Here is a 25733-nt window from a genome sequence, read left to right on the forward strand (position 1 = left end):
GGCATTCGCCTTGGCAAGCGGCAGTCCTCATTCTAAGGGGCGTTCATGACGTTTGGTTCTTCTTCCGGTCTTTGGGTGGCCAGCCGCGTTGCAGCGGTGCTTCTGCTATTGCCGGGTATCGCCTTTTCGGCTGAGACCGCCGCGCCGCAGCAGTCAGCCCAGCAGCAGCAGCAGCCGGCTCAACAGGATCAACTGCCCGGGGTTCAGGCCCAGCAACCGGAGCAGCCGCAGGCAGCGCCCGATAATGAGCAGGAGCAGCAACCTCCCCAGGCATCCCAGACACCTCAAGCAGCCCAGCCGTCTCGACCGGCTCCGTCGCAGCCGAAGCCCCCGGGCACGGTCAAGTCGACCCATGGAGCATGGTCGATCGTCTGCGACAAGCCCAACGGCGCCTCGAACGACCAATGCGGACTGATCCAGGACGTCGTGGCGGAAGATCGCCCGGAAATCACCCTTTCCGTCATCGTGCTGAACTCCTCCGATCACAAATCGAAGATCCTGCGGGTGCGCGCCCCTCTCAATATCCTCTTGCCCAATGGCCTTGGCCTCAACATCGATGGCAAGGATATCGGCCGGGTGAACTTCACGCGCTGCTTTTCGGACGGCTGCTATGCCGAGGCCATCCTCGAAGATGCGCTGGTGAAGACGTTGCGGACCGGAAAGACGGCGACCTTCATTCTCTTCCAGACACCCGAGGAAGGCATCGGCATTCCGGTCGAACTCAAGGGCTTCGCAGAAGGCTATGACGCGCTGCAGTGATCGAGAGGGCTTGCTCTTGCAACGCCACGGACCTACATCGGCACTGAACGGAGCACATCACCATGAACACCGATCTCCTCACCCTTTTCGATGCCGACGAGACGAAGCTGCGCGGCATCGTTGCCGACGCGCTAACCGATGCCGATGACGGCGAGCTTTTCGTCGAACATATCCAGGCGGAATCGCTGACCTTCGACAATGGGCGCATGAAGGGCGGCAGCTTCAACACCGAGCAGGGTTTCGGCCTTAGGGCAGTGGCTGGCGAAGCTGTTGGCTATGCGCATGCGGGCGATCTTTCCGAAGCGGCGCTGAGGCGGGCGGCGGATGCCGTCACCGCGGTTACGCGCGGCCATTCCGGCTCTTATGCGGCAGCCCCGCAGCGCACCAATAAGGTTCTCTACAGCGACGAAAATCCGATCGGAGCGCCGACCTTCGAAGCCAAGGCCAAGCTTCTGAAGGAGATCGACACCTATCTGCGCGACAAGGACGAGAAGGTCCGCCAGGTCACGGCCTCTATCGCGGCAAGCTGGCAGGTGGTCGACATTCTGCGCGCCGACGGGCATCGCGTCCGCGATATACGGCCGATGACGCGCATCAACATATCGGTCATGGTCGGTCAGGGCGATCGACAGGAATCCGGCTCCTATGGCGTCGGCGGTCGTGTCGGCTTTGCCGATTTCATCACCGAGGAAAGCTGGCAGCACGGCGCCGATGACGCCCTGCGCCAGGCGCTGGTCAACCTGGAAGCCATGGACGCGCCTGCCGGCACGATGGATGTCGTGCTCAGTTCGGGATGGCCTGGAGTCATGCTGCACGAGGCCGTCGGCCACGGGCTGGAAGGCGATTTCAACCGCAAGAAGACATCCGCCTTCGCCGGCCTGCTTGGCCAGATGGTGGCCGCGCCCGGCGTGACAGTCGTCGACGATGGCACGATCGAGAATCGCCGCGGCTCCATCACCGTCGATGACGAGGGCACGCCCTCGGCCCACAACGTGCTGATCGAAAACGGCAAGCTGGTCGGCTACATGCAGGATCGGCAGAACGCCCGGCTGATGGGCATGAAGGCGACCGGCAACGGCCGCCGGCAGGGCTATGCCCATGTGCCCATGCCGCGCATGACCAACACCTATATGCTCGGCGGCGACAAGACGCCGGAAGAGATCATTGCGTCAGTCAAGAAGGGCATCTATGCCGTCTCCTTCGGCGGCGGCCAGGTGGATATCACCTCTGGCAAGTTCGTCTTCGGCTGCACCGAGGCCTACATGATCGAGAACGGCAAGGTCGGCGCGCCGATCAAGGGCGCCATGCTGATCGGCAACGGTCCCGACGCGATGAAGCGCGTTTCCATGATCGGCAACGACATGAAGCTGGATACCGGCATCGGCAATTGCGGCAAGGCCGGCCAATGGGTGCCTGTCGGCGTCGGCCAGCCGCATCTACGCATGGATCAGGTGACGGTCGGCGGCACCAAGGCCTGAACTGGCGATCATGACCGATATCGCGATCAGGCCGTTCCGTGCGGGCGATGAAGCTGCGGTTATCGCGCTGATCCTGCCAATCCAGCGCGAAGAGTTCGACATTGCCATATCGGCTGCTGACCAACCGGATTTGGCCGAAATTCCCGCCTTCTACCAGTCCGGCAAGGGGCAGTTCTGGGTCGCTGTCCGGGGTGACGCTGTCGTCGGCACGATCGGCCTCAAAGATATCGGCAACGACCAGGCGGCGCTGCGCAAGATGTTCGTTGCTGCCGCCTATCGCGGACGCGAGCACGGCGTTGCCACGCGGCTGCTTGCCGGTCTGCTGGATCATGCCCGGGCCGTCGGCCTCGGCGACATCATCCTGGGCACGACGGCAAAATTCCTTGCCGCGCATCGTTTCTATGAAAAGAACGGCTTTGTGGAAATTTCGGCAGAGGATCTGCCGGCATCCTTTCCGCGCATGATGGTCGATACGAAATTCTATCGTCTCAGACTGCGCGGTTGAGGACTATCAGCCCTCGAGGCGGAAGCGCCACTTGCGTTCGATCGCGGCGTTGAGATCAAGGCCGTTGCTATTGGCAAAGAGCAGGATGTGGCCAAGCACATCGGCCGCCTCATCGGCGAGCGCGGTCGCGATATCGGCATCGGACATGCCCTTGCGGCGCCCCCTGCCCTTCGCCCTGTTCCAGATCTGGCTCAGTTCGCCCATCTCTTCCTGAAGCTTCAGGATGAACCAGTCGTAATCCCGCTCGATGCCGTGCTCAGCAGCATATTGCCACGAGGCCGTCTCGAATTTGTCCGCCAGCGTCTTCAACATGATCGTTCCCTTTACGTTCTTGGTAGAGGTGAACGATTCTGCTCGGGATGTCGAGACTATTGGAAGAGGCGGTAGAGTGTCATTGCTCGCTCTACTCCCTCATCCTGTGCTTGTCACAGAATGAGGGAACGGGTTGTGGCTCCGGCCCCGAAACGCCTCCAATCAGCCCTGGCTCGGCAACAGCAGGCACTCGAAATCGTTTTTCTTCAAGGCGCTGCAGGCGGCATCGGCTGCGTCGCGGCTTTCAAATCCGGTGAACCGCGCCCGATAGAGCCTGCCGCGTCCCTTTCCGACAGCTTCGGTATAAGGGGAAGCCGCCTCCAGCGGGCCGCCTGTCTTCGACTGCGCTTTTTCAAGCAAAGCCCTTGCGGCCTTGGCATCCGGCGTTGCGCCGATCTGCAACTGCCAGCGGCCTTCCTTCGGCTTGCCGGCATTCTGGATCTCATCCGCGACCTGGGGCCGATCGAGCGGAAGCGTCACGTCACCGGCAGATGCGGTGGAACGCGTGACATCGTCGGGGCGGGATGCGACCGAGGGAACCGGAACGTCGCCATCATCCGAGGCGGAAGCGACTTCAACCGCCTTGCTCTTGCCGCGGCTGCCGACGCTTGCGACCAGTCGCGCGCCGGACTTGGCTGATGCATCGTCCATATAACGGTTCAACAGCGAGGCCATCTTGTCGTCGCGGCTGCGAGCGGTCGGTCCGCCCATGACGACGCCGACGACGCGGCGATTGCCGTCCTTGACGGCGCTGACGAGATTGAAGCCTGACGCATTGGTATAGCCGGTCTTGATGCCATCCATGCCCTTGTAGCGGTACATCAGGTTGTTGTGACCGTTGATGCGGGTGCCATTGTAGACAAAGCTGCGCTGAGAGAAGAGGCGGTATTCCCTGGGGAAATCGTTGATCAACGCGACGGCGAGCGTCGACATATCGCGTGCGGTCGTAACCTGGCGATCATCGGGCAGGCCCGATGCATTGACAAAGGTGGTGCGGCTCATGCCGAGTTGGCGGGCTTTCTGCGTCATCAGACGGGCGAAATTGCCTTCGCTGCCGCCGATTTCCTCGGCCATGGCTGCGGCGGCATCATTGGCCGAGCGGGTGATCATGCCGTTAACGGCGTCGCGCACGGTGACAGTGCTGCCGGCCTTCAGAAAAAGCTTGGTTGGGTGCTTGTTGGCCGCATTCTGCGATACTGGGACCCTGGTCTCCCAGCCGATCTTGCCGCGATGGATTGCATCGAAGGTCAGGTAGAGCGTCATCATCTTGGTGAGCGACGCCGGATGGTTCAGCGTGTCGGCATCGTCAGACGCGAGGACCTTGCCGGTCTTTGCGTCCATGACGAAATAGGCGCTACCGGCCACGGCAGCAATCGACGAACCCAGCAGCGCCGCCGCTGCCGACAGGATCATCATCATTCTCTTCATGTTTATCCCCAACCATAAAATGCAATGCAGCAACAGCGTCCTGTGCGCTTTTGCGACAGAAGCTGTTCATTTGTGCGATCTTGAGGCAACTGCCTCGATTAAAATGCAATTTTGCCATCAGTGGTAAATGAAGCATTAACAATGGCCTAGTAAGCTTGCTTATTCAGTAAGGTTTGATATCGGTCGAGATAAACGACACTGCAGAAGGCAGGAACGCGACGTTCAATTCGCCGGATGGATCTTATGCAAGAGGCTATCAAGAGCCGCCTGAAACAAGCGATCATTACAGGTGGGCTAGAGACCGCTTCCATCCTGCAATCCCTCGGCCTCATGCAGCGCGCGGGCGGCCTCGGCGTGATCTTCACGTTGCATCATGTCCGGCCATACCAACCGAAATCGTTTGAGCCGAACCGGCATCTGGAAATCACGCCCGATTTTCTCGACCTGGCGATCCGGCAGTTGAAGGGCGAAGGCTATGTGTTTCTGCCGCTGGACGCGGTTCCCGAGCGCATGGAACGCGAGGGAACACAGCCGCGTTTCGCAGCCTTTACCCTCGACGATGGCAATCGCAACAATCTGGAATTCGCCCTGCCCGTCTTTGCGCGGCACGACGTCCCCTTCACGATCTTCGTAACGCAGGGGCTTTCGGAGCGCACGCACGGCATGTGGTGGGAAACGCTCGACGATTTGCTCGGTCGGCTGGACCGCCTGACCTTCGATTTCGGGTCCGGCGACGAAAGCTTCGATCTGCGGCAGCCGGACATGCGGCAAAAGATATACGGCCGATTTGCCGACTACGTGCATGGTTCCGACGAGGCGCTGGCCGTGGCGGCAATCGATGAACTTGCTCGCAAGCACGGGCTGGAGCCGCTGAATATCGCGCGCTCGCTCATCATGGATCAAGAAGAGTTGGCGCAGGTCGCGCGTCACCCTCTGGCTTCCCTTGGGGCACATACCGTCAGCCACAGAGCTGTCGGACGGCTGACGGAAGCGGAGGCGGCAGCAGAGATGGCGCTTTCGGCCAATTATGTCGCGATCATCACCGGCGAACAACCGAAGGCGATTGCGTTCCCCTATGGCACGAACGCAGCCGCGTCTCCCCGGGAGGCACGGCTGGTCAGCGAGCTTGGTTTCGCGATCGGGTTGTCGACGCGGCCGGGGGTCGTACGGTCCGGCATGCCCACGACGCTTTTGCCCCGCCTGTCGCTCAATGGCTTCTATCAGAAAGCCCGCTACGCATCGGCTCTTGCCTCGGGCATTCCGATGCGACTGATGGGGCAGAAGGGGTAGCGCCGCTTTGCTCCCCCTCCCCTAGCGCAGATTTCCCTTAGGGATACATGCGCACCTTTTGCCAGGCGCCTTCGGGCACCTCGCGGCGGAATTCGACGCGGTCGTGTAGGCGGAAATTGCGGTCGTGCCAGAATTCGATCGAAAGCGGGCGAATTCGGAAACCAGACCAGTACTCTGGGCGCGGAATTTCGCCGATCGCAAAGCGCGCTGTGTATTCCGCAACCGACTTTTCGAGCGCAAACCGGCTTTCAAGCGGACGGGACTGTTTTGACGCCCAGGCGCCGATACGGCTGCCACGAGCGCGCGACCGGAAGTACTCGTCCGCCTCCTGATTGGTCACAATCTCAACCAGGCCGCGCAGGCGAACCTGCCGCCGAAGGGACTTCCAGTGGAAGCACATGGCAGCTTTTTTATGGGAAAGCAGTTCTTGGCCTTTCTGACTTTCGAAATTTGTATAAAATACGAATCCTTGATGATCGAAACCTTTCAGGAGGACCATGCGGACGTTTGGCAATCCATCACTATCCACCGTTGCCAAAGCAACCGCATTCGGATCATTCGGCTCAGTTCCTTCTGCCTCCCGCAGCCATTCCGCAAATAGTGTGAAGGGTTCGCTCTGCTCGGTGAAGTCACCGCTTGTTAACTCGTTTTCCGACATATTAGTTCAAATGCCTCGGATTTGATCGTTTGCCCAGTTTTCATAAACTGGGCAGGATTTAAGGTGGAAGTCATAGCAAAGTCGACGCTTCATACAAAGGGCAAGCTGGCAAAGAGTGGCGTCATGATCGTGGCGTCCGTTGCTCTTCTGTCGCTTACCGGCTGCATGACCGGCGGCATGGATTTCCTGAGTTCCGCCAAGGTCGATCGCTCCGTTTCGACGGGAACCGTGCCGCAGGCGGTGGTCACGACGGATACCGTTTCCGACGAAACGACCGTGCGCAATGCCGTGACCTCTGCCGACCTGACCAAACTGAACGGTCAGCCCTTGCCTTGGGCGAACGCTTCCACGGGCAGTGCAGGCGTCATCGATACGATCGTCGAAAAATCCGATTCCGGAGAGATCTGCCGCCAATTCCGCACGACCCGTCATGCCTATGACGGCATTGCCAATTTCTACGGCAAGACCTGCCTGGTCGGCGCGGGCAACTGGCAGCTTCTGAGCTTCCAGCAGGACGGCTGACGGCCGGCGACTACCCCTTCCATTTAAGAGGCACTGTCGTGCCGGTGCTGCACTTCGAGCAGAGGCTCCACAAGGCTTCCGGCGGCAATCATGTCAGAAATTGCGTAGATATCCTCGCTCGGTGAGCGATCGACATCGAGCGGCGGAACAGCTTCCCTGATTTTCTGAAACAGCACCCCTGCCCCGTTCCCGAGCGCGACGGGTCCGCGCAAATCGATAGCGCGGGCGGCGACAATCAGTTCTATCGCCGTCAGATAACGCAGCTTCTCGACCAGCCGCGCAGTCTTGTCGACAACCGACATGGCGAGCGAAGCATAGTCCTCCACCCGGTCGGCAACCGGCGTGACGGCGAAGGGCATGGGCAATGCAAGATGGCCGATCTCCGCCGCCAGCATCGCAATCGTCTTCTGCAGCGCGGAAAAGCCGTTCGATCCCGGTTCGGCGGGCGCGAGGAACCGCGGCAGATCGGAAAAACCCGGCGACATGAGCTTCATCATCCGCTCCGCGGCCATCGCGGCCAGCCGGGCGAGCGCGAGAGACAGCGTATCGAAGGCGAGCACCATATGGGTCGGATCGAAATTGCCCGTCGGCAAGACACGATCCTCATTGGCGATGACTGACGGATTGTCATCGCTGGAATTCAGCTCCAGCTCCGCAGCAAGCCATGCCTCTTCGAGCGCATACCAGGCTGCCCCCATGACAGAGGGTGCGCATCGCAGGCTCAGCGGATCCTGCAAGCGCCTTGCCGCCCCTGGTTTCATCAGGTCGCCGCCGTCGACGAGCGAGTGGATCGCCGCGGCCATGCGCGCTTGCCCGGGGCTGGGCCGCAGGCGGCTGGCCAGCGGATCGAGAGGATCAAGGCTCGCACGGAAGCCTTCGAAGGAAAGTGCTGTCGCGCCGATATGCGCATCGAACACCCGCCTGGCATCCTGGAGCACCAGACAGGCAAGGCCCACGGACGCGGCATTGGAGGAAATGAGCGAAAGGCCATCCTTGATGCCGAATGTCGGCCGGCTCAAGCCGGCAGCCTCCAGCGCCTCGGCGCCCGAAACGGCGGTGCCGTCGGGGAGAACCGCCCTTCCCTCGCCGATCATGACAAGCGCGATATGCGCGAGCTGCGGGAGATCCGCCTCGCCGATGGAGCCGGTCATCGGCACCTGGGGATGGACCGAGCGGTTGAGCATGTCGCGGAGCGCCCCAACGGCTGCTGCAGAGGCGCCGGAATAGCCCAGACAGAAGCGGGCGATGCGCGCCGCCATCATGGCGCGAACCTCATCCGGTTCGACAAAATGGCCGACACCGACCGCGCGAGCGCGGGGAATACGATACTGGCTGGGGCCGCTCGATGGAGCGACCCTGGTATCGACGGCAGCGCCAAGACCGGTGCTGACGCCATAGATCGCCTGACCGCCTTCGGCATGGCGCACCAGGCAATCATAAGCAGCGTCAATGCCAGCCAGCGCATCTTCGGCAATCATCACTTCGGCTGCGTCGCGCGCAACCTCGCAGATCATTTCGACGGTCGTGCCACCCGCCTCAAACGTAACACTCTTCCGACCGGCGTCCGCTTCCATATGGCGAGCACTCCTTAAGCGAAGCGCAGGCGCTGGCCGATCTTCATCTGCCGCGCCTTGTCCACCATGGCGGCGCCGAGGGCGACATCGGTCGTGCTGAGGCCGCGGTGCCAGAAGAGAATGGTCTCGTCATCACTCTCGCGGCCCGGCTTCATGCCAGCCACGATCTGGCCGATCTCGGCATGCAGGTTCTCCGCGGTCACCTTGCCTTCATCGACATGGCGACGGAGTGCGCCATAGGGGCGGCCCGGCCCGCATTGGCCCCAGTCGTCGACCACGACCTTGTCCATGATATCTGTCAGGTCGAACTCAAGCGCGCTCATCGTGCCATAGGGAACGACGAAAGCGCCCTTCTTGACCCAGGCGGTCTTGAAGAGCGGCGTCGGCTCGGGAAGGCGGCTCGCCTCGACCATGATGTCGGCGTCCTTGAGGCAATCTTCCCAGTTGTCGGTGACGATAATCTTCTTGCCCAGGTCCTTTTCCAGGCGGGCGGCAAAAGCGTTCTGGCTTTCAGGCCGGCGGGAGTGAACGCGGATTTCCTCGAAATCGAAGATGTGGTCGAGCAGGCGGACATTCCAATAGGAGGTGCCGCGCGCGCCGATATGCCCGAGGATCTTGCTGTCCTTGCGGGCAAGATGCCGTGCGCCGATGGCCGTTACTGCGCCGGTGCGCATATCGGTGATCGCGGTCGCATCCACGATCGCCTTCGGCATGCCGGTGCGTGGATCAAAAAGATTGAGCACTGCCATTTCGGATGGCAGACCCTGCTTGTAATTGTCGACGAAGTCGCCGACGACCTTAACACCGGCATAGTCGAGCGACTTCACATAGCCGCGAAGAACGTTGAAATGGCCTTTGTCCGAACTCTCCGGAACAAGGTGGACCCGCGGCTCGATGACCGTCTCGCCCCGCCCCTGTGCGTCGAGCGCTTTGCTGACCGCGTCGAGGATCTCGTCGTTGGTCAGTGCCAGGGCTTTCGCGTCGATGGCGTTGAGATAGTCGATCCAGATTTCCTGCATGGGATGCCGCGCTTCCTGCTCGTGCTTTTCGATATGCCCGATATGGGTGGGGTCAAAGCTGCGCCAACCCGCCGGGCGGCATCATGAAAGATTTGTCTATACTTATTGTCAAGTTGAAATCACCGTGATCGCGTCTTGTTGCGAGAGACGCGGCACACCAGGTATAGTTAACAGTTTCTATCAGACCAAATCCAATATTTAGGGAATGACTAACCATTTCCGGAAAACAATTCGAACCGCCCTCCCTCCCGTAAGAACCGATTAGCAAGTGTCGGACAAGATCGCACTATAGGCGCGTCCGTTTACTTTCCGGGGAAGGGAACGAGAGGCGCAGCGTTTTGTTTATTTGGGGGCTGGGCGCCGGGCAGGAAAAGCGCCACGTCGAAAAATTGGCGGTTTTGTACTATGCGTGATCCTTACAAGACACTCGGCGTAAAACGGGATGCAGGCGAAGCCGAAATCAAGGCGGCGTGGCGCAACCTCGCCAAGGCGGTTCATCCTGATCACAATCAGAGCGATCCGACTGCAACGGAACGGTTCGCCGAGATCGGCCGCGCCTACGAAACCCTGAAGGATCCCAAAAAGCGGAGCCGCTACGATCAGGTCATCCGCATGGCGGAGGCGACCAATCAAAGCCCCGAGCAGACGATCATGCAGCAGCGCAACGCTGCACGCGAAGCAGCCGAGCGCGCCAAGGCAGCCCGCGCCAATGCAGAGCGGGTCATGGAAGAACTGGCGCGCGTGAATGCCCAGAAGGCCGCCAAGGCAGCGGCAAATGCCGCTGCGCAGGCCGCCGCCAATGCGGCAGGTTCCCGCACCAACACCGGCAGTGCACAGCCATCTGCAAGCACACAACAATCCGGAGCGACACAGGCGGAATCGCCCGAGGATATGATCGAGCGCATCTTCGGATCGCATCCTCAGGCGTCGGGACAGAATAGTGACGCTGACGCGAGCGGTGCGAAGCAGAAGGATACAGCAAGTACCGAGGAACAGGCCGGCGACAACGAGACGGCCGAAGGCGAATATGCACTTTCAGGCGGTGGAATAGGCTCCATCATCTCACAGCCTTTCGGCATTCTGAGCTCCCTCGTGCGGCGCATCACCGGCACCGCATCGACGCCCGTTCAAGAGAAAGCACCTGAGATTGCGGCGGAAGCAACCGTCAGCATCGACGACATTCTGCAGGGAAACTGGATCAACGTTCCGTTGTCGGATGGCAAGGAGGTGCGTTTCCAGGCAGCCGCCGGCATGAGCAACGGCCATGTGGTCCATCTCAAGGCGCAAGGTCTGAAGCTGCAGGGCATGCAGCGCGGCGACGTCGCAATCACCGTGCACATGGCAGAAGATGCACGCTTCCGCGTCAACGGCTTCGATATCCACACAATTCTGCCTTTGACCATCGAGAACGCTGTCCTGGGCTGGCACACCCAGGTGGAAGGCCCGCGTGGCGCGGTTGATGTGACCGTACCGGCATGGTCCGGTTCCGATCACGTTATCCGCATTGCGGGCGGCGGATTGCCGGACGGAAATGGTGCCAAGGGCGATCTCGTGGTAGAACTGCGCCTGATGCTATGGGAAAAGCCGGATGACAAGGTCACCGATCTGATGCGCAGTATGAAGGACGGCTTGTTTTTGTGAAATTTCGGTGACAAGAGCACCCTTTATTACGATGCCTAACAGTTGATGATCTCCCTCATGCTTGAACCATGAAACGGCCTATGCCATAGGCAGGTTCGATCGAAAGTCCAAGGGAGCAGAATATGGCTCAAGCAACAGGCCTCATGGCAGGCAAACGCGGCGTCATTCTTGGCGTCGCTAACAACCGTTCCATCGCATGGGGTATTGCAAAGGCCATTCACGCGCAGGGTGGCGAAATCGCCTTCACATATCAGGGCGACGCGCTGAAGAAGCGGGTTGAGCCGCTGGCTGCGGAAATCGGCGGCGTGCTTGCCGGCCACTGCGACGTCAGCGACGAAGCCAGCATCGACGCCGTCTTCGAAAATGTGGAAAAGCTCTGGGGCAAGATCGACTTCGTCGTTCACGCCATTGGCTTCTCCGACAAGGACGAATTGACCGGGCGTTATGTCGATACGTCCGCGGACAATTTCGCCAAGACGATGCAGATCTCGGTCTATTCCTTCACGTCGATTGCCCGTCGCGCTGAAAAGCTGATGACGGATGGCGGCTCCATGCTGACGCTGACCTATTACGGCGCAGAAAAGGTCATGCCGAACTACAACGTCATGGGCGTGGCAAAGGCGGCTCTCGAAGCCAGCGTGAAATATCTGGCGGTCGACCTCGGCCCGAAGAACATCCGCGTCAACGCGATATCGGCCGGTCCGATCAAGACGCTTGCCGCATCGGGTATCGGCGATTTCCGCTATATTCTGAAGTGGAACGAATACAACGCGCCGCTGCGTCGCACCGTCACCATCGAAGAGGTGGGCGATGTCGGCCTCTACATGCTGTCCGACCTGTCCCGCTCGGTCACCGGCGAAGTCCATCATGCCGACAGCGGCTATCATGTGGTCGGCATGAAGGCGGTCGATGCGCCTGATATTTCGGTCATCAAGGACTGATAACTCACAGGAACCAGTTCCGTGCTCATCTATGTGATCCGCCACGGACAGACGGACTGGAATGCGGAACGTCGGCTGCAGGGCCAGCGTGACATCGATATCAACGAACTCGGCCGCAAGCAGGCTCGTCAGAATGGCGTTCTGCTTGCGGAGCTTCTGGAGGGCGAGACGGATCAATTCGATTTCGTCGCAAGTCCCCTCGCCCGCACGCGCGAAACGATGGAACTCGTGCGCAGCTCCATGGGCCTGCCGCCGCGGGATTACCGCACCGACGAGCGGCTGGTCGAAGTTTCCTTCGGCGATTGGGAAGGTTTCACGCTGAAGGAAATCAAAGCGACCCAGGCTGACCGGCTGGCGGAGCGCAGGGCTGCGAAATGGGATTTCATCCCGCCCGGCGAAGACGCGGAAAGCTATGAGATCCTGTCATGGCGTGTCGGTTCCTGGCTACAGTCGATCGAGCGACCGACGGTCTGCGTAACGCATGGCGGCGTTATCCGCACGCTTTTCCGACTGATTGCCGATATTTCCAGGGAAGATGCCGCGGAAGCCGAAATACCTCAGGACCGAATTCTGAAAATCGATACCGATTGGAAGATCATCGGCTGGATCGAATAGGCGCGGTCGCGTCTTAGCTCACGCGGTTTTGCCGAAATTGTTGTGGTGAACGATATCGAGATCGTTGATGACGCGCTTGCCGTCCATTTCCGTGTAGAAAACGATCACTTTCACGCCGGCTTCAAGACCGGTAAAATCGAAATCGTGCGGCGCATGATAGCTTTTGCCGTCATCGAGGACGATACTGAGGTTCTTGGCATCGACCTTCTGGATAGTTGCCTCCACATCCGCACTTTCCGCATATCCCACAACCGGAGCAAGTATGCTTGCCGCGGCCAGCAGTGTCGCCACAAAGAAGCGCATTGGGTGGACCCTTTTAGATTCGATATCAATTTTTCATGGGTCCAAGATAGCTCCCCGAATATGGCGGAAATCGCCCGCAACAAAGGCTTTTGCTGCCCAATTGATGAACGACAATTCGATGACACCCAGAGTGGGCGTTAACGGCTCGCGAAATCGTAAATTAACCGGTTCCTCCTAAAGTTTCCGCTGAACAAGGGGGAGTGCTTTGGTTTTCCGATTAGGCAATAATATTCAATTTAAAAGCGTATTGGAAAACACCTGGGCTTCACTGCTGGTTTCAGCCCTGGTGGCATTCGTGGTCGTCGTGGTCGGCATCGCGCTCGATCGGGCAAATACCGCTTCCTATCTCCGCGAACTGCAGATTCGCACGGAAAACGAGACGAACCTCATTCGCGCCCGCGTGGCGGCCCAGATCAACATCGATGTGACCGTCGTGCGGGATCTCTCCAGCATGATCTCGCTGAGCGCAAATACCAACAGCGAGGAAATGGAGCGCCGGATCAACTGGCTGCTCATCCAGAACCCCCGTTTCATCAGCATCACGATCGCGCCCGGCTTTATCGTCAGCAAGGTCTTCCCGCTGCAGTCCGCCGCGAACCGTATTGGCAGGGATGTCCGAGACGGGACGATGCTCGATCAATCCGGCGTCCGCAGTGCCGGATATCCGCAGGCCCGCTTTTATGGCCCGATCAATGCCGGCAATGGCAGGAATGCCTTCGCAATCTTCTATCCGATCTTCGTCATGGAAGACGGACAGCGCAAGGCCTGGGGGGCAGTCGAAGTCACGGTCGATCGGGATATGTTCTACGAAGATACCGGCCTGATACCGTCGCGCAGCAGCGAGAATCAGGAACGCTATCCAAATCTCGACCATCTTTCGCTCGCAGTGCGCGATCTGGGCACAGCGGCAGGAGACAATACTCTCCCCTTCTTCGGCAGCGTCGATGTGCTTACCCATCAGCCGCTGCACCGCAGGGTCAGCTTTGCGGGCGGGGAATGGGAGGTTTCCGCAGTGCCGAAGGCCGGGTGGAGCCAATCTCCGCCGAACCAGCTCCCGCTTCGTTTGATCATCATCGCCGGCGGCGCCGTCATCATCCTTCCGATTTTCTTCGCGACCCTGCTGCTTGGCGAGCGCAGCCGCAATGTGAGCGAGCTGGAGGCGCGCGAGACGCGGCTGCTTGAGCTTTCGCAGCGACTGAACCTGGCGCTGGATTCATCCAATATCGGCATATGGGAACTGCAGGAGAATGGCCACAACGTCTATTGGGACGTGCGCGCGGCAAGTCTTCACGGCCATCCCCCTTGTGAAGGGAACCATCCTCTCGAGAGCTGGCTTGAGGCCATCGTCGTGGCAGACCGGCCAATCGCCGAGAGGCACTTCTTCAACTGCAGCGTGGCCGGGACCTCCTGCACAGTGCAGTACCGCGTCAGGCTCGAGGACGGCAGTATCCGGCATTTGCGGTCGGTCGGCTCCTTCTATAACGACGCGGCAGGAAAGCGCCGAACGGTCGGCATCGTCGCCGATATAACTGCTGATGCCGAGGCCGCCGAATTGCTGCGCAATGCCAAGGACCACAGCGACATCAAGAATGCCGAACTGGAACTGGCACTGGACGAGCTCTCCCGACGCGAGATGGAGCTTGCCGAACTTTCGACGCGCCTCGATCTGGCTCTCAATTGCTATCAGTGCGGCATATGGGAGGCAGTTCCCGGCGGCCCCGGCGCCCTGTGGGACGAGCGCATGCACGAGCTCTACGGACTGGAACCACGGCATGGCTTCATGACCGAAGAACGCTGGCTTTCCAGCATCCTCCCCGAAGATCGCGATCTTGCGCTGGAAAGCTCACGGCATTTCAAACAGCTGGGCGACATCCACACGCTTATATGCCGCGTCCAGGCAGACGATGGCAGCATTCGCTACATCCGCTCGACAGGCAAGGTGCACCAGACTGCAACGGGGCAGCTGAAGCTCCTCGGTATCGCATTCGATGCGACAGAGGACGCGCTGCTGACGGCTCAGCTCAAGGCCGCAAACGAGGAAGCGGTTGCGAAGAACATCGAGCTGGAGCTTGCCAAGAACCGGATCGAACACAATGCGCTGCACGATCCGCTGACGGCACTCGCCAACCGCCGCAAACTCGATCTGGCGCTGGAGAAACTGACGGCCGACAGCCGCTCGCAAAGGCAGAAATTCTCGATCCTTCATATCGACCTCGATCGCTTCAAGGAAATCAACGACACGCTCGGCCATGCGGCCGGCGACGCGATGCTTGTCCATGTTTCAAAAGTGCTGGCGAGGAGCGTGCGCCACAACGATATCGTCGCCCGTATCGGCGGCGACGAATTCGTCATCGTTATCATCGGCAGTAACGATCCCGCAGAGATGTCGGCACTGGCTACGCGCATCATCGAGGAAGTCCGTCAGCCCATGGACTTCGAGGGCTTTGCGTGCCGTTGCGGGGTGTCGATCGGCATCGCACAGGCCGGTGGCGTGAATATTGACGCACGGAAGATCCTGATCCGCGCAGATATCGCGCTCTATCGCGCCAAGAGCATGGGGCGCAACCGCCACGAATTCTTCAGCCAGAATCTCCAGGCCGAGATCATCAAGGGCAAGAGAACGGCCGACGCGATCCTCGCAGGCCTCGACAATGGCGAGTTCGCGGCCTGGTATCAGCCGCAATTCTCCGCCCGCACGATGGAACTGACCGGCGTCGAAGCATTGGTGCGCTGGATCCATCCGACCAGGGGCGTGCTGACCCCGGACCAGTTCCTGCACATCGCCGACGAACTGAACGTAGTGCATGTCCTCGACCGCATCGTTCTCGAAACCGCCCTCAAGGACAAGATGCGCTGGGCGGCGCGTGGCGTTATCGTTCCGAAGGTTTCGGTCAACGTTTCCTCCCGCCGCCTGCATGATGACGGGTTGATCGATAGTTTGAATGGCCTGCAGATCGCGCCGGGCGAACTCTCTTTCGAACTGGTGGAATCGATCTTCCTCGACGAAAGCGAAGATGTCGTCTCGCAAAATCTGGAACGCATCAAGCAACTTGGCATCGATATCGAGATCGACGACTTCGGGACCGGACATACCTCGATCGTCAGCCTGCTGAAGCTGAAGCCGAAGCGGCTGAAGATCGATCGCCAGCTCGTCAAGCCGATCCTGACATCGCCGCAGGAACGCGCCCTCGTGCGCTCAATCATTGAGATCGCCGGTTCTCTCGGCATCGAAACCGTGGCCGAAGGCGTCGAGACGCGGGATCACGCGGTATGGCTGCGCGAACTCGGCTGCGATCTGCTGCAGGGCTATGCCTTTGCCCGTCCCCTCTCCTTCGAGGACTTTGCGACTGCTGCAGCCGGCAACACCCCTTGGCAGATTGCTTCATAAGGGCTTCATGGAAATTCATTCCAGCAGCGCATATATGGGGCAGAAATAAAGGCTTTTGTCTCGACAGGTTTTTGGCCTATGAGTGGGCCGAATTTCTGAAGGCGGATGCGGCCCTGCCGCATTCAGAGCAATCCGGTCTATCCCATGTCGCACAATACATTCGGTCATCTTTTCCGCGTTACCACCTGGGGCGAGAGCCACGGGCCGGCGCTCGGCTGCATCGTCGACGGATGCCCTCCCGGCCTGCGCTTCAAGCTTGAAGACATCCAGGTCTGGCTCGACAAGCGCAAGCCCGGCCAATCCCGTTTCGTGACGCAACGGCGTGAGGACGATCTCGTGAAGGTTCTGTCAGGCGTGATGATGGATGCCGATGGCGAGACGATGATCTCGACGGGAACGCCGATCTCGATGCTGATCGAGAATACCGATCAGCGCTCCAAGGATTACGGCGAGATCGCCCGCCAATATCGCCCAGGCCACGCCGACTACACCTATGACGTCAAATACGGCATTCGCGACTATCGCGGCGGCGGACGTTCCTCCGCCCGCGAGACGGCGGCGCGTGTCGCTGCCGGCGGCATTGCACGTCTCGTCGTGCCCGGTGTTACCGTGCGCGGCGCCCTGGTCCAGATCGGCAAGCACAAGATCAACCGCGCCAACTGGGACTGGGCACAGGTTGACCAGAACCCCTTCTTCTCTCCGGATCCGGAAATCGTGCCGGTCTGGGAGGAATATCTCGACGGCATCCGCAAGGCAGGCTCGTCGATCGGGGCGGTCGTCGAAGTCGTGGCCGAGGGCGTGCCATCAGGTCTCGGCGCGCCGATCTATGGCAAGCTCGATCAGGACATCGCCTCGCTGCTGATGTCGATCAACGCCGTCAAGGGCGTCGAGATCGGCAACGGCTTCGGCGCGGCCGAACTGACCGGCGAGGAGAACGCCGACGAAATGCGCATGGGTAATGACGGCAACCGGATATTCCTGTCCAACAATGCCGGCGGCATCCTTGGCGGCATTTCCACGGGCGAGCCGGTCATCGCGCGGTTCGCCATCAAGCCGACGTCCTCTATCCTCACCGAGCGCCGCACCATTGACGCCGATGGCAACAATGTCGATCTGCGCACCAAGGGCCGCCATGACCCATGCGTCGGCATCCGCGCCGTCCCGATCGGCGAGGCCATGGTTGCCTGCGCGATTGCCGATCACTACCTCAGAGATCGCGGCCAGACAGGCCGCCTGAAATAAGGACAATCCCATGCCCTACGACCAGAAGCGCGTCGTCGATGCTATCAGGGCCTTCGAGGCCGGCGAGATCGTTGTCGTCATGGATGACGACGACCGCGAGAATGAAGGCGACCTGATTGTCGCTGCTGTCCACTGCACGCCGGAAAAGATGGCCTTCATCGTTCGCCACACATCGGGCATCGTCTGCACGCCGATGCCGCGCGAGGAGGCCAAGCGTCTGAACCTGAACGCCATGGTCGCCGAAAACGACAGCGCGCATACGACGGCCTTCACCGTTTCGGTCGATTTCAAGCATGGCACGACAACGGGCATTTCAGCCGATGACCGCACGCTGACGGTCCGCAACCTCGCCAATCCGAATATCGGTGCTTCGGATTTCGTCCGTCCCGGCCACATCTTCCCGCTGGTCGCCCGCGAAGGCGGCGTCCTCATGCGCTCCGGCCATACGGAAGCCGCTGTCGATCTCTGCAAGCTCGCCAACCTGCCGCCGATCGGCGTGATCAGCGAGCTCGTCAATGACGACGGCACTGTCATGCGCGGCCCGCAGGTCTCGGCCTTCGCCGAAAGCAACGGCCTGAAGGCCGTCTCGGTCGCCGACCTCATCGCCTATCGCCAGCGCAAGGAAACGCTGATCGAGCTCGGTTCCAGCTTCGACATCGAGACGCCCTACGGCAAGGCCAAAGCGCATGCCTACTCGCTGCCCTGGGACCCGATGCAGCATCTCGCAGTCGTCTTCGGCGACATCCGGGACGGCATCGACGTGCCGGTACGCCTGCATCCGGAAAGTGTTGCCGGCGACGTGTTCGGCAAGGCGCGTCCGGTCGAGCACTACATGCGCAAGATCGCCGAAGAGGGCCGCGGCGTCATCGTCTACCTGCGCGAAGGCTCCGTCGGCGTCGGCCACCACGACAACGGCCGCAAGAGCCGCCAGCAGGACCGCGAAGCGCATGGCACGGCCCAGAGCCGCGACAGCGAATGGCTGGAAATCGGTCTCGGCGCGCAGATCCTGAAGGACCTCGGCGTCAGCTCCATCAAGCTGCTGACGACCCGCGAGCGCCACTATGTCGGCTTGGAAGGCTTTGGGATCAAGATCGCGAAGACCGAGATTTGCTGACCACATCCTCTCCCCAAGGGGAGAGTCGGAGAAAAGCTCCTGGGTAGGACGATCTTTTGGCTTCTTTGAATGTCACAATCACCGCCCCACCTGCGCGTCTCGGCGACCTCGCCACGATGCGGGTAATCCGGCCCGCATTCGGCTCAGCGTTCAGCCCTTCGTCGATATGCGGTAGATACCGGCATCGTCAGGCTTGACGAGAAGCTGGTTCTGTTCGTTTGCTTGACTGCTATCCAGCGCTTTTTTCTTGTCCTGGCCGTATTGCTTTTCCAGGGCCGCATCCAGCGTGTCGTTCGCTCCGCCTTGCGGATCAATGATCGCATCCACGATTGTATCGAGGGAAACGCCGAGCTTATCGAGCCCCAGCTTCTGTGAGATCGCGTTGATCGTCGCTTCGCCATTCGGCTGCGCTCTATCCCACGCGATTTGCTTCGAGATCGCCGTGCCGTATTCGGCGTCGGAACCATAATCGCTTTCGTCTATCCCGAGCGCGTCTCCGACACGCTCGAACAGATCGAGCTTGACCTTGGTGAGATTGGTCGAGTTCACGCTGAACATGTCTTGCGAGATTTTCGACTCTGTCTTGGTCGGCTGCGGGCTGACACCAACACCGGATGCCTGCTGAGCCGGTACGCCGCTTGCGACCGCGAGGATATTGTCTGCGGCGCTCTTCTTGCTCTGGGTGACGCTTGGCGCAACAGGGCTTTGCTGCTGCAGGATCAATAAAGCGGTGCTGCCGTTTACGGAGGGGATCGATGTCACTGCGGATTCCTCAATAGACCCCTGTCCGACCTTCATGGGAACAGTGGTGTGAGTTCGTCACGGCATCATGCGTTCGCGGCGGATTGATTCTGCCGCTCATTAGACGGCGAGTTCGTTAAGAAAATATAGCTTTTGCGTGCGTAATTTTCGCAATGCAGTCTTCGCGCGCAATCCGCAAAGCTACCCCCTCCACCCCTCCATCAACACCACCTTCTCCACCCCGGCAAACCGCGCGATCCGCTCCAGTTCGGCCTCCAGCTTTTCCAACCGGCCGGCAGAAGCCTTCACGCCCGGCTCCAGCCACAGCCGCTTGACATCGAGCGTTCCGGCTTTTCGATCGGCCTTCATATCGATGCGGCCGACGAGCCGATCTCCCTCCAGCAGCGGGAAGACGTAATAACCATATTCCCGCTTCGGCTCCGGCACGAAGACCTCGATGCGATAGAAGAAGCCGAAAAGTCGTTCGGTACGGTTTCTGTCGCGCAAGGTCGGGTCAAACGGGCTCAGCACCCGGATTCGCGCCGGCGCCTCGGGGAAACTATCGAGCGTTTCCAGAAAACCTGACAGCGCGACGGACGGTCGCGGCTTTCCGCCATCGGCGGGCGCAATCAGCACTTCGACGAGTTCCTTGCGATGCGCATCGACCCAGGCCTTTGCCTCTTGCGGCGTCACCAGATCCCAGAAGGCGGCGATTTCCCCTGACGTCGCAAAGCCCAGCCGTTCCAGCGCACTGCGGCAGGCCCAATCGACGAATTCGTCATGCTCGACTTCCGGCGAATGGAATTCAGCGGGGATGACACGCTCGACGAGATCGTAAACCTTCTGGAAGTTGGTGCGGCCGGCAATCGCAAACTTGCCGGTGCGCCAATGATATTCGAGCGCGGCCTTGTTCGGATGCCAGTTCCACCAGCCGCCGGAGACATGGCCATCCGCTTTGATCTCGCGGGCCATGATGGCGCCACCCTGCAGGACGCGTTCGTAGGTTTCCTCGAAGGCGGCCTCGAACCCCTCGCCACGCCATTTGCGCCAGCGTTCGACGATCGATTGCTCTTCCCGGCGGAACTTGTGCTTCCAATAGACGAAGAAGGCACTCGGCAGGATCGAGGCGTCATGCGTCCAGTGCTCGAAGAGCGCGCCGTCCTTCTCCAGCAGTTCCGTCAGGTGTTCCCGCCGATAGGTCTGGTTTCGGGAAAAGAGGATCAGATGATGCGCTCGCTCGACGGTCGAAATGCTGTCCACCTGCACGAAGCCGATGTCCTGGATCAGTTGCAGCAAGCCGGCCTTCGTCAAAGCCCGGTTCGGCGGATTGGCAAGCCCTTGCTTGGCGAGGAACACACGGCGGGCGTCACGATTGGAAAGCAGATTCGTCATGGTCAAAACATAGGCCTTTATTCCTACGTTTTCAAATCTGCAGCTCGCGGATTTTCCTTCTTTCTTTTAGGGTCTATAGGACCACTATCGTGACTGGACAGGGGCCTGAATTGAATATCCGCTTCGAGGAAGCCGGCGTAAGCTTCGATGCACGCATTGCCCTGCATCCCCTCACTCTTACGCTCAGCGAGCGGCGAATCGGCATTATCGGCCTCAACGGCTCAGGGAAGACCACCTTCGCGCGACTGGTGAATGGCCTGGCAAAACCGAGCACCGGGCGCGTCACCGTCAACGGCCTTGACACAATCGCAGATGCCAAGGAAGTGCTCGGTACAGTTGGCTACATCTTTCAGTCGCCGCAAAACCAGATCATCCTGCCTATCGTGCGCGATGATATCGCTTTTGGACTAAAAAGCCGTGGCCTCGGCAAGGTGGCCATCGAGGCCGCTGTGGACGCCATTCTTTCACGATTTGGCGTGCAGCACCTTGCCGGCCGCCGGGCACACGAGCTTTCCGGCGGCGAGTTACAGATGGCAGCACTTTGCTCCGTTCTGGTCACCGGACCGGACATCCTGATCCTCGACGAGCCGACGAACCAGCTCGACCTCAGGAATCGCACTCGCGTACAGGAGACAATGGCCGGATTGCCCGAGAACCTCATCGTCATCAGCCACGATCTGCCGCTGATCGAGGAGTTCGAACGCGTGCTGCTTTTCCATGACGGGCACCTCGTCGGAGACGGACGGCCGGCCGAAATCATTGCGCAATACAAGGAGATCGCGACCTGATGCGGGAGCTGCATATCGAAGGCGATACCTGGATGCACCGGTTGCCGCCGCGGCCGAAACTCGCGATGCTGGCGTTTCTCGGAGTCGGGCTGTTCCTCACCGATCGGCTCGGCGTGCTTGGGGCGGCTGTGCTCGTCACGGCAATTCTTTATTTCCGGGCCGGCATGCCCTCGCGCGAAGCGCTCCGGAGGCTCCGGCCCGCCATCCTCACCATCGTGCTCGTGGCAGCCTTCAGCCTCCTCTTCAACCCGTTGCACGATGCCATTGCAACAGTATTCCGTTTGACCGCGCTCGTGCTCTTTGCCGCCACGGTAACGGCCACGACGACGATTGCCGCCCTCATAGACGAGATCACTGCGCTCGCCGCACCCCTTGAAAGGATCGGTCTTGTCAGGGCAGCCGATATCGGCCTCGCCGTTGGCCTGGTCATCCGCTTCGTGCCGGATATTCTCGGGCGTTATCGCGCCATCCGCGAGGCGCACGAGGCACGTGGGATCAAAATCCGCATTCTGACGACCCTGGTACCGCTGATCATTCTGACCCTGCGCGATGCCGACAACATTGCAGCTGCGATTGACGCGCGCGGCATTCGGCGGCATTGAACGAAGACATTCTTGATTGGAGCCTGCCATGAGCACCCGCGATCTCGTTCTTTCCTCGCTTTTTGCAGCGATCATCGTCGCTCTCGGCCTGCTGCCGCCCATTTCGATCGGGCTGATCCCGGTGCCGATCACCGCTCAGTCGCTCGGCGTCATGATGGCGGGCGTCGTGCTCGGCGCCCGGCGCGGGACGGTCGCAGTGCTGATCGTGGTGGTGCTTGTTGCGATCGGTTTGCCGGTGCTTTCAGGCGGTCGCGGCGGCCTTGCTGTCTTCGTCGGTCCGACGGCGGGCTTCTTCGTCGGCTGGATCTTCGCCGCCCTCGTCACCGGCTATCTCTCTGAGAGGCTGGTGCGGCCGGAGCAATCGGCGCTAGTCCAAGGCGTCGGCTTCTTTCTAGCTGCCGTGATCGGGGGCGTTTTGGTGCTCTATGCCTTCGGGATCGGCTATCTGGCCATCGCCGGCAAGACCGGCTTTTCCGGAGCCTTCCTCGGCTCGCTGCTTTTCGTCCCGGGCGATGTGGTGAAGGCAGTCGTGGCCGCGCTCGTCGGGCGGGCCGTCATGATGGGCTATCCGCTATTGCCGCAACGGAGCTGATCAGATCAGGTATTTGTAGAGCCAGTCGCGGGTATCTTCCGGCAGCGGAACGGGGTCATGCTCCTCCCCGCGAACGGCAAGCCAGAGAATTTCCACCTCTGCGGCCAGTTCGTTTCCGGTTTCGACCATGACCATGAAGCCGACGGACTTGCCGCCAATCTTGTTGACGCTGACGGAGAAACGCGCGAGATCGTCGTAGCGCAAGGCGCGATGCAGTGAACACGAGGCCTTTGTCGAGACATAAATCGGCTCGTCGGCCACGAAAGGGCGCGAGCGCCAGAAATTCGACAGGGCAGTTTCAGCCACCGAAATGTAGGCGGCTATGAACATCTGCCCATATCTATCGACATCGCGGGGCGGAACCCGCATCTCCGTTACATCGGCTCTTTCTACGCTCACCATTACTCAAAACCCTGACTGGCGATGCCGCACCTTAACAAAAGCTTAAGCATTGCCTCACCGGAAGTAAACGGGCGGTCACATGTCTTGGTTAAGACGTGTTGTTGACATTGTGGTGATACGCGCCATGTGGAGTGGAACCCGACATGTCTCATCTATAGGTTAGCCCCATGAGCACACGTCTTTACGAACATCCGATCTTTCTCGAACATGTCACGCCCGAAGGGCATCCGGAGCGATCCGACCGGCTCCGATCGCTGAATATCGCGCTGGAGCATCCCAATTTCGCACGGTTGGAGCGCAAGCAGGCACCGCAAGCCAACGAGGATGCCGTGCTGCTGGCCCACCCTGAGGAGCATCTGAGCTTCGTCATGCGCTCGATCCCGGATGGAGATCGGGGAGAAGACGAGATCAACCAGCTAGAAGCCGACACCTATGCCAGCCCGAAGAGTTTTCAGGCGGTGCTGACAGGGGTCGGCGGCGCGATGGCCGCTGTCGACGACGTCTTTTCGGGCGCTGCCGACAATGTCTTCGTTGCCTCGCGTCCGCCGGGACACCATGCCGAGAAGAACAAGGCAATGGGCTTCTGCTTCTTCAACAATGCTGCCATCGCTGCCCGCCACGCACAACGCAAGCATGGCGCCGAGCGCATCGCCATCGTCGATTGGGACGTCCATCACGGCAACGGCACGCAGGATATCTTTTGGGACGATCCTTCGGTGCTCTTCTGCTCGACGCACCAGATGCCGCTTTATCCCGGCAGCGGCGCCAAGGACGAGACCGGCGCGCATAACAGCATCGTCAATGCGCCGCTTTCGCCCAACACAGGCAGCGACCATTTCCGCGAGGCCTTCAAGTCGCGCGTGCTGCCGGCGCTTGAGAATTTTCGGCCTGACCTGATCATCATTTCGGCCGGTTTCGACGCACATCACCGCGATCCCCTGGCGCAGATCAACCTCGTCGGCGAGGATTTCGACTGGGCTACGGGACGCATCCTCGAAGCCGCCGACCGCAGCGCAAAGAACCGGGTCGTCAGCCTGCTCGAAGGCGGCTATGATCTGGAAGGGCTCGCCGAATCGGCAGGGCTGCATATTCTGCGCATGATGAAGGGCTGATGATGAGTGAAAGCGCCAAGCCGGACGTTTCCGACTATTCCTTCGAAAAGGCCGTCGCCGAGCTGGAAAGCATCGTGGCCCGGCTGGAACGCGGCGATGTGGCGCTCGACGAGTCCATCGCCATCTACGAGCGCGGCGAGGCGCTGAAGAAGCATTGCGAAACGCTGCTGAGCGCCGCCGAAAACCGCATCGAAAAGATCAGGCTCGACCGCGCCGGCAAGCCGCAGGGCGTCGAGCCGCTGGACGGCGCTTAAGCCCCCTACGAAACGGTGGTCGGACATTTTATAATCGACCACCGATCCTGCTGCTGAAAGCGACAGGAAAGTTTTACTGGTTGCTCCCCCACATTACCGCTAGGCTACCCATTCCAGCGATTGGAGATACACCATGTCCTTCTTTCCCGGCAAAGACCCGTTGTCAGGCGATGCCTTTGCCTGTGATGCAATCGAGAACCTGATCATTCCGCGGACGACAGATCTCGGAGGCTTCTCGGTGCGGCGTGCCTTGCCGACGGCCAAGCGTCGGCTGGTCGGGCCCTTCATTTTCTTCGACCGCATGGGGCCGGCAATCTTCAGGGCCGATCAGGCGCTGGATGTGCGCCCGCATCCGCATATCGGGCTTTCGACCGTCACCTATCTCTTCGACGGCGAGATCCGCCATCTCGACAGCCTGGGCACGGAAAAGGTCATCCGGCCGGGGGACATCAACCTGATGACGGCGGGGCGCGGCATCGTTCATTCCGAGCGGACGCCGGAAAACCTGCGCGGCCATCCGCTGGCAATGTCCGGGCTCCAGACATGGCTGGCGCTCCCCGACGACAAGGAAGAGATCGACCCGGCCTTCCATCATACCGAAAAGACCGAGCTGTCTCTTATCGACAGTGACGGGGCGAGCGGCCGCGTCGTCATCGGCAATTTCGACGGACTTTCCTCGCCGGTGAAGGTTTTTACCGACACGCTCTATGTCGACCTGCAGCTTCAGCCCAATCGGTCGTTCCCGTTTGGAGCGGAGCATGAGGAGCGCGCGGTCTATATGCTCGCCGGCTCGCTCATCGTCGCGGGCGACCGTTTCGAAGCGGATCAGTTGCTCGTCTTCCGGCCCGGTGATGCGATTACGCTCGTTGCCGGCGAAAAAGGCTGTCACCTCATGCTTTTCGGGGGTGCCGCGCTGAATTCAAAGCGTTATATCTGGTGGAATTTCGTTTCTTCCTCCAAGGAACGTATTGAGCAGGCAAAGGAAGAGTGGCGTACCGGACGCTTCGATATCGTTCCCGGCGACGAGCAAGAGTTCATTCCTTTGCCGGAGAGTTAAATCG

General features: G+C 60.2%; 26 protein-coding genes. 17 read left to right on the plus strand and 9 right to left on the minus strand.

What is annotated here, in order from left to right; translation table 11 throughout:
- The first annotated feature begins 45 nt into the window (after positions 1-45).
- The 3 genes from EV561_RS04375 (at position 46) to EV561_RS04385 (ending at position 2742) form a co-directional block, all read left to right on the plus strand.
- Positions 46-759: an invasion associated locus B family protein gene (locus EV561_RS04375; protein WP_132517933.1), complete on the plus strand. Its 714-nt coding sequence runs from the start codon at positions 46-48 to the stop codon at positions 757-759.
- 62 nt (positions 760-821) lie between these two features.
- Positions 822-2237, plus strand: coding sequence for a metalloprotease TldD (gene tldD, locus EV561_RS04380; protein ID WP_132517935.1), 1416 nt, complete (start codon positions 822-824; stop codon positions 2235-2237).
- 10 nt (positions 2238-2247) lie between these two features.
- Positions 2248-2742, plus strand: a complete 495-nt coding sequence (locus tag EV561_RS04385; protein ID WP_132517937.1) for a GNAT family N-acetyltransferase — start codon at positions 2248-2250, stop codon at positions 2740-2742.
- Positions 2743-2748: 6 nt separating this feature from the next.
- Here the strand turns inward: EV561_RS04385 and EV561_RS04390 are convergent, their stop codons facing one another.
- Together EV561_RS04390 and EV561_RS04395 are read right to left on the minus strand one after the other, a co-directional pair.
- A complete protein-coding gene (locus EV561_RS04390; RefSeq protein WP_132517939.1) occupies positions 2749-3054 on the minus strand; it encodes a pyrophosphatase in 306 nt (101 codons plus the stop codon).
- A gap of 162 nt (positions 3055-3216) precedes the next feature.
- Positions 3217-4482 (minus strand): D-alanyl-D-alanine carboxypeptidase, encoded by a 1266-nt coding sequence (locus EV561_RS04395; protein ID WP_132517941.1) that lies wholly within the window; start codon positions 4480-4482, stop codon positions 3217-3219.
- A 243-nt stretch (positions 4483-4725) separates the two neighbouring features.
- On the opposite strand from EV561_RS04395, the gene EV561_RS04400 reads away from it, so the two are divergent.
- Complete coding sequence (locus EV561_RS04400; protein ID WP_132517943.1) at positions 4726-5772, plus strand: polysaccharide deacetylase family protein; 1047 nt, start codon at positions 4726-4728, stop codon at positions 5770-5772.
- A gap of 37 nt (positions 5773-5809) precedes the next feature.
- Here EV561_RS04400 and pdxH read toward each other — a convergent pair whose 3' ends face one another.
- Positions 5810-6430 (minus strand): pyridoxamine 5'-phosphate oxidase, encoded by a 621-nt coding sequence (gene pdxH / locus EV561_RS04405; RefSeq protein WP_132517945.1) that lies wholly within the window; start codon positions 6428-6430, stop codon positions 5810-5812.
- Positions 6431-6493: 63 nt separating this feature from the next.
- On the opposite strand from pdxH, the gene EV561_RS04410 reads away from it, so the two are divergent.
- Positions 6494-6952, plus strand: a complete 459-nt coding sequence (locus tag EV561_RS04410; protein WP_132517947.1) for an RT0821/Lpp0805 family surface protein — start codon at positions 6494-6496, stop codon at positions 6950-6952.
- Between the two features lie 23 nt (positions 6953-6975).
- Here EV561_RS04410 and EV561_RS04415 read toward each other — a convergent pair whose 3' ends face one another.
- Together EV561_RS04415 and EV561_RS04420 are read right to left on the minus strand one after the other, a co-directional pair.
- The gene (locus EV561_RS04415) at positions 6976-8526 is read right to left on the minus strand and encodes an aromatic amino acid ammonia-lyase (protein ID WP_132517949.1); all 1551 of its coding nucleotides are present in this window, start codon (positions 8524-8526) and stop codon (positions 6976-6978) included.
- 14 nt (positions 8527-8540) lie between these two features.
- The gene (locus EV561_RS04420) at positions 8541-9545 is read right to left on the minus strand and encodes an ornithine cyclodeaminase family protein (RefSeq protein ID WP_132517951.1); all 1005 of its coding nucleotides are present in this window, start codon (positions 9543-9545) and stop codon (positions 8541-8543) included.
- Positions 9546-9950: 405 nt separating this feature from the next.
- Here EV561_RS04420 and EV561_RS04425 point away from each other — a divergent pair, with 405 nt between their 5' ends.
- The 3 genes from EV561_RS04425 (at position 9951) to EV561_RS04435 (ending at position 12742) form a co-directional block, all read left to right on the plus strand.
- Positions 9951-11186, plus strand: coding sequence for a DnaJ domain-containing protein (locus tag EV561_RS04425; RefSeq protein WP_132517953.1), 1236 nt, complete (start codon positions 9951-9953; stop codon positions 11184-11186).
- Between the two features lie 122 nt (positions 11187-11308).
- On the plus strand, positions 11309-12127 hold the full coding sequence (fabI, locus tag EV561_RS04430) for an enoyl-ACP reductase FabI (RefSeq protein ID WP_132517955.1): 819 nt from the start codon (positions 11309-11311) through the stop codon (positions 12125-12127).
- A gap of 21 nt (positions 12128-12148) precedes the next feature.
- Positions 12149-12742, plus strand: a complete 594-nt coding sequence (locus tag EV561_RS04435) for a histidine phosphatase family protein (RefSeq protein WP_132517957.1) — start codon at positions 12149-12151, stop codon at positions 12740-12742.
- Positions 12743-12760: 18 nt separating this feature from the next.
- On the opposite strand, the gene EV561_RS04440 is transcribed toward EV561_RS04435, so the two are convergent.
- Entirely contained in the window at positions 12761-13045 is a 285-nt protein-coding gene (locus EV561_RS04440) for a DUF1344 domain-containing protein (protein WP_132517959.1), read from the minus strand.
- A gap of 205 nt (positions 13046-13250) precedes the next feature.
- Between EV561_RS04440 and EV561_RS04445 the strand changes: the two genes are divergently transcribed.
- The 3 genes from EV561_RS04445 to ribB all read left to right on the plus strand — a co-directional run bounded on the left by EV561_RS04445 (position 13251) and on the right by ribB (position 18789).
- On the plus strand, positions 13251-16433 hold the full coding sequence (locus EV561_RS04445; protein WP_132517961.1) for an EAL domain-containing protein: 3183 nt from the start codon (positions 13251-13253) through the stop codon (positions 16431-16433).
- Positions 16434-16577: 144 nt separating this feature from the next.
- Complete coding sequence (aroC, locus tag EV561_RS04450; RefSeq protein ID WP_132517963.1) at positions 16578-17675, plus strand: chorismate synthase; 1098 nt, start codon at positions 16578-16580, stop codon at positions 17673-17675.
- 10 nt (positions 17676-17685) lie between these two features.
- Positions 17686-18789: a 3,4-dihydroxy-2-butanone-4-phosphate synthase gene (gene ribB, locus EV561_RS04455; RefSeq protein ID WP_132517965.1), complete on the plus strand. Its 1104-nt coding sequence runs from the start codon at positions 17686-17688 to the stop codon at positions 18787-18789.
- A gap of 150 nt (positions 18790-18939) precedes the next feature.
- Here ribB and EV561_RS04460 read toward each other — a convergent pair whose 3' ends face one another.
- Positions 18940-19551 (minus strand): hypothetical protein, encoded by a 612-nt coding sequence (locus EV561_RS04460; protein ID WP_132517967.1) that lies wholly within the window; start codon positions 19549-19551, stop codon positions 18940-18942.
- Between the two features lie 180 nt (positions 19552-19731).
- A complete protein-coding gene (locus EV561_RS04465) occupies positions 19732-20922 on the minus strand; it encodes a winged helix-turn-helix domain-containing protein (RefSeq protein ID WP_132517969.1) in 1191 nt (396 codons plus the stop codon).
- A gap of 110 nt (positions 20923-21032) precedes the next feature.
- Here EV561_RS04465 and EV561_RS04470 point away from each other — a divergent pair, with 110 nt between their 5' ends.
- The 3 genes from EV561_RS04470 to EV561_RS04480 are packed head-to-tail and all read left to right on the plus strand — an operon-like array spanning position 21033 to position 22904.
- Positions 21033-21710, plus strand: coding sequence for an ABC transporter ATP-binding protein (locus tag EV561_RS04470; protein WP_132518111.1), 678 nt, complete (start codon positions 21033-21035; stop codon positions 21708-21710).
- On the plus strand, positions 21710-22312 hold the full coding sequence (locus EV561_RS04475; protein ID WP_132517971.1) for an energy-coupling factor transporter transmembrane protein EcfT: 603 nt from the start codon (positions 21710-21712) through the stop codon (positions 22310-22312). The genes EV561_RS04470 and EV561_RS04475 overlap by 1 nt, the downstream gene beginning before the upstream one ends.
- Before the next feature lie 28 nt (positions 22313-22340).
- Positions 22341-22904, plus strand: coding sequence for a biotin transporter BioY (locus EV561_RS04480; RefSeq protein WP_132517973.1), 564 nt, complete (start codon positions 22341-22343; stop codon positions 22902-22904).
- On the opposite strand, the gene EV561_RS04485 is transcribed toward EV561_RS04480, so the two are convergent.
- Positions 22905-23306 carry a thioesterase family protein gene (locus EV561_RS04485; protein WP_132517975.1) on the minus strand — a complete coding sequence of 134 codons (402 nt, stop codon included), beginning with the start codon at positions 23304-23306 and terminating at the stop codon, positions 22905-22907.
- Between the two features lie 167 nt (positions 23307-23473).
- Here EV561_RS04485 and EV561_RS04490 point away from each other — a divergent pair, with 167 nt between their 5' ends.
- The 3 genes from EV561_RS04490 to EV561_RS04500 all read left to right on the plus strand — a co-directional run bounded on the left by EV561_RS04490 (position 23474) and on the right by EV561_RS04500 (position 25729).
- Entirely contained in the window at positions 23474-24418 is a 945-nt protein-coding gene (locus EV561_RS04490) for a histone deacetylase family protein (RefSeq protein ID WP_132517977.1), read from the plus strand.
- Positions 24419-24420: 2 nt separating this feature from the next.
- Positions 24421-24672, plus strand: coding sequence for an exodeoxyribonuclease VII small subunit (locus EV561_RS04495; RefSeq protein WP_132518113.1), 252 nt, complete (start codon positions 24421-24423; stop codon positions 24670-24672).
- Positions 24673-24805: 133 nt separating this feature from the next.
- Positions 24806-25729 carry a pirin family protein gene (locus tag EV561_RS04500; RefSeq protein WP_132517979.1) on the plus strand — a complete coding sequence of 308 codons (924 nt, stop codon included), beginning with the start codon at positions 24806-24808 and terminating at the stop codon, positions 25727-25729.
- Positions 25730-25733: the final 4 nt, after the last annotated feature.

It is taken from the genome of Rhizobium sp. BK376, assembly GCF_004341625.1.
Lineage (GTDB): Bacteria > Pseudomonadota > Alphaproteobacteria > Rhizobiales > Rhizobiaceae > Rhizobium.